This is a genomic window from Agromyces luteolus (assembly GCF_009729855.1).
Classification (GTDB): Bacteria; Actinomycetota; Actinomycetes; order Actinomycetales; family Microbacteriaceae; genus Agromyces; species Agromyces luteolus.
Genome location: NZ_WODA01000025.1, coordinates 125,137 through 136,442 on the forward strand (window position 1 = coordinate 125,137; position 11,306 = coordinate 136,442).

The 11,306-nt window shown below is 72.1% G+C and carries 12 protein-coding genes and 1 tRNA gene; 2 read left to right on the forward strand and 11 right to left on the reverse strand.

Going from position 1 to position 11,306, the window contains the following annotated elements; genetic code table 11:
* Window positions 1–4: 4 nt before the first annotated feature.
* From GLX25_RS14260 to rplU, 10 genes are all read right to left on the reverse strand, one after another.
* Window positions 5–77 (reverse strand) — tRNA-Ala (locus GLX25_RS14260).
* 92 nt (window positions 78–169) lie between these two features.
* Complete coding sequence (gene rsfS, locus GLX25_RS14265) at window positions 170–577, reverse strand: ribosome silencing factor (RefSeq protein WP_155843160.1); 408 nt, start codon at window positions 575–577, stop codon at window positions 170–172.
* A 52-nt stretch (window positions 578–629) separates the two neighbouring features.
* The gene (locus GLX25_RS14270) at window positions 630–1,352 is read right to left on the reverse strand and encodes a hypothetical protein (RefSeq protein ID WP_155843162.1); all 723 of its coding nucleotides are present in this window, start codon (window positions 1,350–1,352) and stop codon (window positions 630–632) included.
* Between the two features lie 563 nt (window positions 1,353–1,915).
* Window positions 1,916–2,515, reverse strand: a complete 600-nt coding sequence (gene nadD, locus GLX25_RS14275; RefSeq protein ID WP_155843831.1) for a nicotinate-nucleotide adenylyltransferase — start codon at window positions 2,513–2,515, stop codon at window positions 1,916–1,918.
* A gap of 16 nt (window positions 2,516–2,531) precedes the next feature.
* Window positions 2,532–2,753, reverse strand: coding sequence for a hypothetical protein (locus tag GLX25_RS14280; RefSeq protein WP_155843164.1), 222 nt, complete (start codon window positions 2,751–2,753; stop codon window positions 2,532–2,534).
* 69 nt (window positions 2,754–2,822) lie between these two features.
* Window positions 2,823–4,103 (reverse strand): glutamate-5-semialdehyde dehydrogenase, encoded by a 1,281-nt coding sequence (locus GLX25_RS14285; protein ID WP_155843166.1) that lies wholly within the window; start codon window positions 4,101–4,103, stop codon window positions 2,823–2,825.
* Between the two features lie 46 nt (window positions 4,104–4,149).
* A complete protein-coding gene (gene proB / locus GLX25_RS14290; RefSeq protein WP_155843168.1) occupies window positions 4,150–4,935 on the reverse strand; it encodes a glutamate 5-kinase in 786 nt (261 codons plus the stop codon).
* Entirely contained in the window at window positions 4,932–6,467 is a 1,536-nt protein-coding gene (gene obgE, locus GLX25_RS14295; protein WP_155843170.1) for a GTPase ObgE, read from the reverse strand. Before obgE ends, proB begins: the two co-directional genes overlap by 4 nt.
* A 72-nt stretch (window positions 6,468–6,539) precedes the next feature.
* Window positions 6,540–6,797: a 50S ribosomal protein L27 gene (rpmA, locus tag GLX25_RS14300; RefSeq protein WP_067948501.1), complete on the reverse strand. Its 258-nt coding sequence runs from the start codon at window positions 6,795–6,797 to the stop codon at window positions 6,540–6,542.
* Between the two features lie 21 nt (window positions 6,798–6,818).
* Window positions 6,819–7,127, reverse strand: a complete 309-nt coding sequence (rplU, locus tag GLX25_RS14305; protein WP_166548834.1) for a 50S ribosomal protein L21 — start codon at window positions 7,125–7,127, stop codon at window positions 6,819–6,821.
* A 238-nt stretch (window positions 7,128–7,365) separates the two neighbouring features.
* Here rplU and GLX25_RS14310 point away from each other — a divergent pair, with 238 nt between their 5' ends.
* The gene (locus GLX25_RS14310; protein ID WP_155843172.1) at window positions 7,366–7,647 is read left to right on the forward strand and encodes a DUF4031 domain-containing protein; all 282 of its coding nucleotides are present in this window, start codon (window positions 7,366–7,368) and stop codon (window positions 7,645–7,647) included.
* Here GLX25_RS14310 and GLX25_RS14315 read toward each other — a convergent pair.
* The gene (locus GLX25_RS14315) at window positions 7,633–10,389 is read right to left on the reverse strand and encodes an Rne/Rng family ribonuclease (RefSeq protein WP_155843174.1); all 2,757 of its coding nucleotides are present in this window, start codon (window positions 10,387–10,389) and stop codon (window positions 7,633–7,635) included. The genes GLX25_RS14310 and GLX25_RS14315 overlap by 15 nt on opposite strands.
* 272 nt (window positions 10,390–10,661) lie before the next feature.
* Here GLX25_RS14315 and GLX25_RS14320 point away from each other — a divergent pair, with 272 nt between their 5' ends.
* The gene (locus GLX25_RS14320) at window positions 10,662–11,285 is read left to right on the forward strand and encodes a vitamin K epoxide reductase family protein (RefSeq protein WP_155843176.1); all 624 of its coding nucleotides are present in this window, start codon (window positions 10,662–10,664) and stop codon (window positions 11,283–11,285) included.
* The last annotated feature ends 21 nt before the right edge of the window (window positions 11,286–11,306 follow it).

Here is an 11,306-nt window from a genome sequence, read left to right on the forward strand (position 1 = left end):
TTTGTGGATCTGAGGGGACTCGAACCCCTGACCCCCTGCATGCCATGCAGGTGCGCTACCAGCTGCGCCACAGACCCGTTGGGATGCCGACTCGGTCGGCGTGTTCCCCTTTCGGGGCAACGGATTCAGCGTACACCAGCCTCCGGGAGGATACGAAATCGAGCCGGGCTCAGCCCTGCGACGACGCTCCGGGCCCGGTGGAGGACTCGTCGCGCTCGATGAGCGGGGCCACCGGGATCGCCGGGCAGTCGCGCCAGAGACGCTCCAGGCCGTAGTACATGCGCTCCTCGCGGTGGAACACGTGCACGACGAGGTCGCCGAAGTCGAGCAGTGCCCAACGCCCGCCATCGCGGCCCTCGCGACGCGCGATGTCCTCGCCCTCCTCGCGGAGGGCCTCGACGATCGCGTCGGCGATCGCGACGACGTTGCGCTCGGCGCTGCCGGTGACGAGCAGGAAGACGTCCGCGAACGGCAGCGGCTCGGACACATCGAGCGCGACGAGGTCCTCACCGCCCTTCGCGTCCGCCGCGCGCGCAGCGATGGCGAGCAGGCGGTGTGCGTGGTCGGTTGCGGTCATGTCCTCGACTTCCCGGGAGCCGGCGTCCGGCCCGCCCCCATCTTGTCCCCGTTCAGAAGAGCCCCGCCATCGCGCCGACGACGAGCGTGGCCACCACGCCGAGAGCGAGGACGCCGGCGGTGACCGCGAGCACGAGAGGCACGTTCATGCCTTCCTTGCTCGGGGGCGCCATCATCGCCTTGCTCGGCTGCTGGGTGCTGATCGCCCGCGTCGCCGCGACCGGGGCGACGCCGGGACCGGTCAGGTCTTCGACCGAGTCGAAGAGGCGGTCGACGTCGCCCGAGTCGATCTGGCTCGGGTGCACGCCGGTCGCGCCGTAGCTGCGCGGCAGGTCGATCGAGCCCGTCACGATGATCTCGCCGCTCGGAGCGAGCTGCTGGCCCAGCGGTCCCTGGTCGGGCAGCGACGGCAGGATGAGCGCATTCGTCGTCGTCGGGACGCCGCGCGGCGAACCGCCGCGTGACAGCAGCTGGTCGTACGGCTCCGAGTGGTCGTCGGGGAGGTTCAGCTGCGACGTCCAGTGGCCGACGGGCTTCGGCGCCGCGACGGGCTCGTCGAGGCCGGCGTCGACCGTCGTGTGCGGCGCGGCGGCGCGGGACGGCGCCGCCTGGTGCGGCGGTCGCTGCGGGTGCCCCTCGTCGCGCGGACGTCCTGCGACCGGCGATTGCGGCTGGCGCTGCGGCGCGCCGCCAGCCGGCATCGGGCGCTGAGGGGCGGCTTCGGGCTCGAGTCCGTCGACGTCCTCGAATCCGTCGCCCGAGTGGGACTCGAGCATCGCGCGGAGCTCCCGACGCGTGAGCGTGCGCTCCGGCGTGGTCTGCGGGGCCGGCGCGCTTCGGGGCGGCCCCTGCGGGGGACGCGGCGGAGCGCCGCCGGGCGGACCCTGCCGCGGATCCGGATACGGCCGGTTGTCGGCGGGAACCGGCATCGGGCCGGACGTCGTCGCGGACCGCGGCGGCTGCGGGGCGCGCTGCGGCGGCTGCGCGGGGGCGCCCGCAGGCGGTCCGGCCTGCCGGCGCGGATCGTTCCACCCCTGCGGCGGTCGCTGCGACGGCGGAGCCTGTCGTGGATCGACCTGACGCGGGTCGGCGTGTCGCTGCGGCGGCGGCCCTCCGGCAGCGGTCCGCGCGGGCTGCGCCGCTCGCGGGTCCTGGCCCTGCGGGTAGGCGGGCTGCGCCGGCTGCTGCGGATACGGCTGGGACGCGGGCGGCGGCGACGGCGCGGCCGCCGGTGCACCGCCGTCGGGCGTCGCCGACGACGCCGCGGCGCGCTGCTGCTCCAGCATGCGCTCGCGCTCGCGCATCTCACGGCGCGTGAGCGGCGGTTCCTGCGACGACGTCATTCGACTCTCCGGTAGAGGTGGTGCTTGGAGATGTACTGGACGACCCCATCAGGCACCAGGTACCACACCGGTGATCCCCGGTGCACTCGGTCCCGGCAATCGGTCGACGAGATCGCCAACGCCGGGACTTCCAGCAAGCTTACGTCCTGCTCGGGCAGACCCGAAACGGACAATACATGTCCCGGTCGACTCACAGCCACGAAATGCGCGAGGTTCCAGAGCTCCTCGACGTCCTTCCAGGAGAGGATCTGCGCGATCGCGTCGGCGCCCGAGATGAAGAAGAGGTCGGCGTCGGGCCGCTCCCGGCGGATGTCTCGGAGCGTGTCGATCGTGTAGGTAGGCTTCTCGCGATCGATGTCGACCCGGCTGACCGTGAACCGCGGATTGGACGCGGTCGCGATCACCGTCATGAGGTAGCGGTGCTCCGCCGGCGTCACGACCTCCTTGTAGTACGGCCGACCTGTCGGGACGAAGACCACCTCGTCGAGACCGAACTCCTGGGCGACCTCGCTCGCAGCCACCAGGTGCCCGTGGTGGATGGGGTCGAAGGTCCCGCCCATCACGCCGAGGCGCGGGCGCCGCGCTGCCGAGCTCATGGCCGGATCGACGGGGTCAGTGACCGCCGTGCTCGCTTCCCGCGTGGCGGGCGGCATACGCCTCGGCCTTGCTGCGGTGGCGGTTCGCCACGTCACGGTACGAGTAGACGACGACGCCGAGCGCCGCGAAGATCCCGAAGACGATCACGCCGTACCAGATCGCGTCGAACGGGAGTTCCCTCGCGAACTCGGTCTCGGTCCGGACCGTGATCGTCTGCAGTGCGGTCGCCAGGCTCATCAGCCGTTCCTCCAGGTGTTTCGAGTGACGCTCGGGACAGTCTATCGGTGCACGGGGGCCGGCCGCGGCTCAGGCGCGCACGTGGCCGGAGCCGCGCACGATCCACTTCGTGCTGGTCAGCTCGGGCAGTCCCATCGGGCCGCGCGCGTGGAGCTTCTGGGTCGAGATGCCCACCTCTGCGCCGAATCCGAACTCCGCGCCGTCGGTGAAGCGCGTCGAGGCGTTCACCATGACCGCCGCGGCATCCACCTCGTCGAGGAAGCGCTCGGCGTTGCCGAGGTCGTTCGTGACGATCGACTCGGTGTGCTTCGTCGAATAGCGCCGGATGTGCGCGAGCGCGTCGTCGAGCGAGTCCACCACGCCGACGTTGAGGTCGAGGCTCATGTGCTCGGTGGCCCAGTCGTCGTCGGTCGTCGGCAGCGCGCCGGGGTGCAGCGCACGGACCCGGTCGTCGCCGTGCACCGTGACCCCGGATGCCTCGAGCCGGGCGAGGACGGGAGGCAGGAGCCGCTCGGCGGCGTCGGCGTGCACGAGCAGCGTCTCGAGCGCGTTGCACACGCTCGGTCGCTGCACCTTGGCGTTGTGCACCAGGTCGACGGACCAGTCCTCGCGCGCGCTGGCGTCGAGGAACATGTGGACGACGCCCGCGCCGGTCTCGATGACGGGCACGGTCGCCTCGTCGACGACGGCGCGGATCAGGGCTGCGCTCCCCCGCGGGATGAGCACATCGACGTGGTCCCGGGCACGCATCAGGTGCCTGGCGCCCTCGCGCCCGAAGTCGTCGACGGTCTGCACGAGGTCGCCGGGGAGTCCGGCGCCCGCGATGGCCTCGCGGAGCACCTCGACCAGCACGGCGTTGGTGCGCTCGGCGGCCGAGCCGCCCCGCAGGGCGACGGCGTTGCCGCTCTTCAGCGCGAGCGCGGCGATGTCGACCGTGACATTCGGGCGGGCCTCGTAGATCGCGCCCACCACGCCGAGCGGCACGCGCACCTGCTCGATGCGCACGCCGTTCGGCAGCGTGCGACCGCTGACGGTCTCGCCCACGGGGTCGCCGAGCGCGACCACGTCGAGCACGGCTTCGGCGATCGCGTCGATCCGGCGCGCGTCGAGCGTGAGTCGGTCGAGCAGCCCGCTGCCGAGCCCCGCGGCGCGACCGCGCTCGAGGTCCTCCCGGTTCGCCGCGACGATGTCGTCGGCCCGTGCCCGGAGACGCTCCGCGATCGCCGCGAGCGCGGCATCCTTCTCGGCGGTCGTCGCACGCGCGAGGCGGCGCGACGCCTCCTTCGCGGCGGCGAGGCGCGCGTCGAGCACCTCGTCGAGGTCGGCGGGAGCGGTCGCGACGTCGGTCATGCCCCCAGCCTAGTTCCGCGCGGAGGGCCGGATGCCTCGTGTGACGTCAGTCCGTCGCGGGCTCGAACCAGGTGCCGACGGGCTCGCCCGCGAGGGCCTCGTCGACGAGCGACGTCGCCGTCACGAGCACGCCGGTGCCGGATGCCGCGGCGATCCGCGCGGCCGAGACCTTGGTCTCCGCGCCGCCGGTGCCGACGCCGGCCCGGCCGATGGAGCCGATCTCGATGCCCGCGAGCTCGTCGCCGAACGGCACGTGCGCGATGCGCTCGGCGCCCGGCAGGTGCGGCGGCCGCGTGTAGAGCGCGTCGACGTCGGAGAGCAGCACGAGCAGGTCGGCGCCCGTGAGCTCGGCGACCATGGCCGCGAGACGGTCGTTGTCGCCGAAGCGGATCTCGTGCGTCGCGACCGTGTCGTTCTCGTTCACGATGGGCAGGATGCGCAGGCCGAGGAGCCGCTCCATGGCGCGCTGCGCGTTCAGCCGGTGCGTCGAGTTCTCCAGGTCGCCCGCGGTGAGCAGGACCTGGCCGGCGACGATCCGGTAGCGCCGGAGGGACTCCTGGTAGCGGTAGATGAGGATGTTCTGGCCGACGGATGCCGCGGCCTGCTGGGTCGCGAGGTCGTCGGGCCGTGCATCGAGGGCCAGGTAGGGCATGCCGGTCGCGATCGCGCCCGAGGAGACGAGCACGACCTCGGCCCCGCGCGCGTGCGCGGACGCGAGCGCGTCGACGAGCGGGGCGATCTGACCGACGTTCTCCCCGGAGATCGACGAGGATCCGACCTTGACGACGATGCGCCGCGCCGAGGCGATCCCGTCGCGGGCCAGACCGGTCATCCCCGTCCCTCGTCGTCGGAGTCGGCGGCATCCTGCTCGTCGACCCAGATGCCGGCCTCGCGCTCGCGCTCGAGCTCGGCTCGCGCCTCGGCCTTGGCGTCCATGCGGTCGTGGTAGCCGCTGCGACGCTCGGCGCGCGTGGCGCGACGACGCTCGTCGAGGCGCTCGTCGGTGCCGCGGGGCGACGACATGAGCTCGGCCGTCGAGGTGAGCGTGGGCTCCCAGTCGAAGACGACGCCGGCACCCGGGCCGATCACGACGGTCGAGCCCGCGACCGCGCCGGCGCGGACGAGCTCGTCCTCGACGCCCAGTCGGGCCAGCCGGTCGGCGAGGTAGCCGACGGCCTCGTCGTTCTGGAAGTCGGTCTGCGCGACCCACCGCTCGGGCTTCGTGCCGAGCACGCGGTAGATTGTGCCGTAGCTGCCGCCCTCGGGCTTCACGACGAACTCGATCTCGCGGACCGCCTTCGGACGCAGCACGATGCGCTGCGCCTCGGGCTCGTGCGCCGCTTCGGCGCGGGCGTGGTCGACGACCTCGCCGAGCGCGAAGCCGAGCTGGCGGAGACCCGCGTGGCTCACGGTCGAGATCTCGAACACGCGGTAGCCGCGCGACTCGAGCTCGGGGCGCACGAACTCGGCGAGTTCGCGTGCCTCGGGCACGTCGACCTTGTTCAGTGCGACGAGCTGCGGGCGCTCGAGGAGCGGCACCTGGCCCTCGGGCACCTCGTACGCCTCGAGTTCGCGGAGGATGACCTCGAGGTCGGTGATGGGGTCGCGGCCGGGCTCGAGCGTGGCGCAGTCGAGCACGTGGAGCAGCGCCGAGCACCGCTCGACGTGACGGAGGAACTCAAGGCCGAGGCCCTTGCCTTCGCTGGCGCCCTCGATGAGGCCCGGCACGTCGGCGACGGTGAACCGGTGGTCGCCGGCCTGCACGACGCCGAGGTTCGGGTGCAGCGTCGTGAACGGGTAGTCGGCGATCTTCGGCCGTGCCGCCGACAGCGCGGCGATGAGGCTGGACTTGCCCGCCGACGGGAAGCCGACGAGCGCGACATCCGCGATGGTCTTCAGCTCGAGCGTGACCTCGCCCTCGTGGCCGGGCGTGCCGAGCAGTGCGAAGCCGGGCGCCTTGCGCTTCGGCGAGGCGAGCGCCGCGTTGCCGAGGCCGCCCTGGCCGCCGGGCGCCGCGACGAACCGCATGCCGGGCTCGGTCAGGTCGACGAGCTCGGTACCGGCCTCGTCCTTGACGACGGTGCCCACCGGCACGGGCAGCTCGAGGATCTCGCCCGCCGCGCCGGACCGGTTGTCGCCCGCGCCCGGCTGGCCGTTCTCGCTCGAACGGTGCGGCCGCCCGTGATACGCGAGGAGGGTCGTGACCTGCGGGTCGGCGACGAGCACGATGTCGCCGCCGTCGCCGCCGTTGCCGCCGTCGGGGCCGGCGAGCGGCTTGAACTTCTCGCGGCGGACGGAGACGCAGCCGTTGCCGCCGTGGCCGGCGCGCAGGAACAGGCGCACCTGGTCGACGAAGCTCACCATCGCCGCATCACTCCTTCTCGGGAAACACGTGAGGGCGAGCCGAAGCTCGCCCTCACGACAACCGGTCGCTGCTTACGCGTCGACCGAGACGATGTTCACGACCTTGCGGCCGCCCTTGTTGCCGAACTCGACGGCGCCCGCCTCGAGGGCGAACAGCGTGTCGTCGCCGCCACGACCCACACCCGCACCGGGGTGGAAGTGCGTGCCGCGCTGGCGGACGAGGATCTCGCCGGCCGAGACGACCTGGCCGCCGAAGCGCTTCACGCCGAGGCGCTTGGCGTTCGAGTCACGACCGTTGCGAGTGGAGCTCGCACCCTTCTTGTGTGCCATTGTCCCTGTCTCCTCTGGCCGTTACTTGATGCCGGTGATCTTGACGCGCGTGAGCTCCTGACGGTGGCCCTGGCGCTTCTTGTAGCCGGTCTTGTTCTTGAACTTCTGGATCACGATCTTCGGACCGCGCAGGTCGTTCAGGACCTCGGCCGTGACCGTGACCTTGGCGAGCGACTTCGCGTCGGAGGTGATCTTGTCGCCGTCCACGAGGAGGACGGGCGTGAGCTGGACGTTGCCGTCCTTGTCGGCCGCGATCCGGTCCATCGTCACGATGGTGCCGACCTCGACCTTCTCCTGCCGGCCACCGGCGCGCACTACTGCGTAAACCACTTCTCGTACCTATCTCCAGGGAGCCTCGCGACTCCTACGAATTTGATGGGATGTCACTGCGCGGATGACCCCAGCGGGAAGGAGGGTCGTCACTGCCAGAAAACTGTGCGTGCCGGCCGGGATAAGCGGCGGCACCAACGGTCGAGTTTACCGGATGCCCGCAGGGCGGTCAAACGGGCGCCGACCGCGTGTCGCCGAGCCATGAGCGGATGCCGCGGGCGCGGCGTACACTCGGCCCATGGCCGTGCTGATCGACCCGCCGCTCTGGCCCAAGCACGGCACCGTCTGGTCGCACCTGGTGAGCGACACCTCGATCGAGGAGCTCGTCGCGTTCGCCGATCGGATGGGCATCCCGCGACGCGGCTTCGACCTCGACCACTACGACGTGCCCGCCGAACGCTACGACGAGCTCGTCGCGGCGGGAGCGGAGCCCGTCCCGCCGCGCGACCTCGTCCGGCGACTCGCGGCGAGCGGCCTGCGGGTCACGCCGCGCGAACGGCGCGCCTCACTCGGAGGCTGAGTCCGACGACGAGCCGTCGGGCCGCGTGATCACCGGCGGCGCGCCCGCCGGGCTCAGCGCGGCCGTCGAGACGCGACGGCTGCGCGAACGCGAGCGTCCCTCGCCTGCCGCCTTCGGCGCGGGGAGCGAGTCGAGCACGGAGTCCAGGAGCGTCTCGGCCTCGGCCGCCCGTGACGGGCGGTCGCGGCGCGCGGGCGTCTCGGGCAGGTCGATGAGCGCGGCGGGGTGCGACGCCGATTCGTCGGCCTCGGCCGGCGACTCCTCCGCGGGTCCGTTGCCGGATGCCTCGTCCCGGCGCTCCTCGCGCTGCTCGCGCCCGCCCGACGACTGCTGCGACCCCGAGCCGCGCGACGAGCGGCGACGGCCGCGCCGCCGCTCGCTCCGCTGGCCGGGCTCGGCGCCGGACGGCGCGGCATCCGTCGACTCGGACTCGGCACCGGGAACCTGCGCTGCCTCAGGCGTCGCCTCGGCGGCCGCCGGAGCCTCGGCGTTCGCGGCCGGACGCGTCTCCTGGTGGGCGACGGTCGACTTCGCGATCTGGGCGAGGGCGTTCTTCACGTCCTCCGTGATCGCGTGCGTGCCCTGGTGCGCCTTGTCGGTCGCCGACGGCTGCGACTGGCCGCCGCCGTTGCCGCCGCCGCCGCGGTTGCGGCGACGCTCCACCTGCTGCTGCGGGGCCCGATGCTTCGCGACCGGCTCGTGGTGGACGATGATGCCGCGGCCGGCGCAGACCTCGCACGGCTCGCTGAAGGTCTCGAGCAGCCCGAGGCCGAGCTTCTTGCGGGTCATCTGCACGAGGCCGAGCGAGGTGACCTCGGCGACCTGGTGCTTCGTCCGGTCGCGCGAGAGGCACTCGACGAGTCGGCGCAGCACGAGGTCGCGATTGGATTCGAGCACCATGTCGATGAAGTCGACGACGATGATGCCGCCGATGTCCCGAAGCCGGAGCTGCCGCACGATCTCCTCGGCGGCCTCGAGGTTGTTCTTGGTGACCGTCTCCTCGAGGTTGCCGCCGGAACCGACGAACTTGCCCGTGTTGACGTCGACGACGGTCATCGCCTCGGTGCGGTCGATGATGAGCGAGCCGCCCGAGGGCAGCCACACCTTGCGCTCGAGGGCCTTCTCGATCTGCTCGGTGATGCGGAACTCGTCGAACGCGTCGCGCTCGCCCTCGTAGGCCTCGACGCGCTCGAGCAGGTCGGGCGCGACCTGGCCGAGGTACTTCTCGATGGTCCGACGTGCGTCGTCGCCAGCGATGATCATCTTCTGGAAGTCCTCGTTGAAGACGTCGCGGACGATCTTGATGAGCAGGTCGGGCTCGGAGTGCAGCAGGGCCGGCGCCTGGACCTTCTCGACGGTCGCCGAGATGTCCTTCCACTGCGAGATCAGGCGGTTCACGTCGCGCGTGAGCTGCTCCTCGGTGGCGCCCTCCGCGGCCGTGCGGACGATGACGCCCTGGTTCTCGGGGAGCACCTCCTTCAGGATCTTCTTGAGGCGCGCGCGCTCGGTGTCGGGCAGCTTCCGGCTGATGCCGTTCATCGATCCGTTCGGCACGTACACGAGGTAGCGGCCCGGCAGCGAGATCTGGCTCGTCAGGCGCGCGCCCTTGTGCCCGACCGGGTCCTTCGTGACCTGGACGAGCACGCGATCGCCCGGCTTCAGCGCGAGTTCGATGCGTCGCGGCTGGTTCTTCTCGCCGTTCTCCGCGGCGGCGTCCCAGTCGACCTCGCCCGAGTACAGCACGGCGTTGCGGCCGCGGCCGATGTCGACGAACGCGGCCTCCATCGAGGGCAGCACGTTCTGCACGCGCCCGAGGTAGACGTTGCCGATGAGCGACGCGTCCTGGTTTCGCGCGACGTAGTGCTCGACGAGCACGTCGTCCTCGATCACGCCGATCTGGATGCGGCCGCCCTTCTGGCGCACGACCATCTGGCGGTCGACCGACTCGCGACGGGCGAGGAACTCGGCCTCGGTGATGACGGCCCGGCGCCGACCGGCGTCGCGGCCGTCGCGGCGGCGCTGCTTCTTCGCCTCGAGTCGCGTGGAACCCTTGACCTTCTGCGGCTCGGTGATGAGCTCGGGCTCGCGGGGCTTGCGGACCTTGACGACCGTGTTCGCGGGATCGTCGTCGTTCGCGCGCGACTCCTCGCCGCTTCGGCGGCGCGAGCGGCGACGCACGCTCGAGCCCTCGCGCTCGGCGGCCTCGCGGCCGGCCGCGCGGTCGTCGCCGCGCTCGGGACCGGACCCGGCGGGCGGGGCGTACACGGGCGGCGCGTGGAAGATGAGCGAGGTGGTCGAGAGCACCGAGGGGATCGGCGACCCGGCCTCGTCCGACTCGGCCGCATCGGGCCCGGATGCCTCGTCGGTCGCGCCGTCGGCCGCGGCATCCGCTTCGGCGGTGTCGGGGGCGGTCGCGGCAGCGCCGGCCTCGTCGTCCTCCGCGGTCTCGGCGGGCACCTCGCCGTCGGGCGAGTCGGACGCGGACGGCTCGGCGACGGACGGCTCGGCGACGGGCTGGTCGGCGACGGACGGCTCGGCCGACAGGGCCGCCGTCTCGTCGCTCGCGGCCGGCTCGGTCGTCGCGTCGGCGGGGGCGTCCTCGGCGGGGGCGGAGGAATCCGCAGCGGCCCGCGGCACGACCTGCGCCCGGCGACCCGTGCGGCGCCCCCCGAAGATCCCGCCCCGACGGCGGGGCTCGTCGCCCCCGGATTCGGTCGGCGGTGTTGCGTTCTCTTCCACCATCTCTGGTGCACTCCTACACCGGGTGCGACGGCCGCGCCATCGTTCCCGTACTCCTCAGAGCGGTCCGGCGCGTTTCGCGCTGGTCCGCCAATCCTTCACTGCTGCGCCCGGCGGGTGCCGGTGACGCCAAATCTCGCGGTTCCTCCGCGGATGGGATGCGGTGCATCCTCGAAGCCCTCGTTGGCGTCGCACCGGGCGCGGCCCGGGCGACTGCATCGATTATCGCACGCTCTCCCAGTGACCCTGCGAATCGCCGTGCCAGAATCGGGGGCATGCCCGACTCCCCCCGCGGATCCCGACCGATCGGCGTCGCCGTCTTCCTCCTCGTCGCGGGGGCGCTGGGGCTCCTCGCCGCGTTCGAGCTGTCGCTCGAGAAGGTGCTCACGCTCGCCGACCCGAGCCACGTCCCGAACTGCAACGTCGGCGTGCTCGTCGGCTGCAGCACCAACCTCGCGTCGTGGCAGGGCAGCCTGTTCGGCTTCCCGAACCCGTTCGTCGGGCTCATGGCGTGGCCGGTGGTCATCACGATCGCGATGGCCCTGCTCGCCGGCGCGAGCTTCGCGCGGTGGTTCTGGATCGGGCTGAACGTCGGCGTCACGGGTGCCGTCGTCTTCCTCGGCTGGCTGATCTACCAGAGCATCTACGTGCTCGACGTCCTGTGCCCCTGGTGCATGCTCACCTGGGCGGTGACCATCCCGACGTTCCTCGTCGTCACGATGCGGAACCTCCGCGACGGCGCGTTCGGCGACGCGCCCGGACTCCGTCGGTTCGGGGCATCCGCCATGGGCTGGATCGTCGTCATCACCGCAGCCTGCTACGCGATCGTGATCCTGCTCGCCCAGGCGCAGATGAACGCGATCCCGCGCGTCATCATCGACCTGCAGAACCTCTTCTGACGGTCGCCACGGCCGCCCGCG

Coding starts and splice junctions, on each gene's coding strand:
- rpmA (WP_067948501.1), bottom strand. CDS start 6,797: ATGGCACACAAGAAGGGTGCGAGCTCCACTCGCAACGGTCGTGACTCG.
- GLX25_RS14320 (WP_155843176.1), top strand. CDS start 10,662: ATGCCCGACTCCCCCCGCGGATCCCGACCGATCGGCGTCGCCGTCTTC.
- obgE (WP_155843170.1), bottom strand. CDS start 6,467: ATGGTGAGCTTCGTCGACCAGGTGCGCCTGTTCCTGCGCGCCGGCCAC.
- GLX25_RS14280 (WP_155843164.1), bottom strand. CDS start 2,753: ATGAGCCTGGCGACCGCACTGCAGACGATCACGGTCCGGACCGAGACC.
- rsfS (WP_155843160.1), bottom strand. CDS start 577: ATGACCGCAACCGACCACGCACACCGCCTGCTCGCCATCGCTGCGCGC.
- nadD (WP_155843831.1), bottom strand. CDS start 2,515: ATGAGCTCGGCAGCGCGGCGCCCGCGCCTCGGCGTGATGGGCGGGACC.
- GLX25_RS14270 (WP_155843162.1), bottom strand. CDS start 1,352: ATGCTCGAGTCCCACTCGGGCGACGGATTCGAGGACGTCGACGGACTC.
- proB (WP_155843168.1), bottom strand. CDS start 4,935: ATGACCGGTCTGGCCCGCGACGGGATCGCCTCGGCGCGGCGCATCGTC.
- GLX25_RS14285 (WP_155843166.1), bottom strand. CDS start 4,103: ATGACCGACGTCGCGACCGCTCCCGCCGACCTCGACGAGGTGCTCGAC.
- GLX25_RS14310 (WP_155843172.1), top strand. CDS start 7,366: ATGGCCGTGCTGATCGACCCGCCGCTCTGGCCCAAGCACGGCACCGTC.
- GLX25_RS14315 (WP_155843174.1), bottom strand. CDS start 10,389: ATGGTGGAAGAGAACGCAACACCGCCGACCGAATCCGGGGGCGACGAG.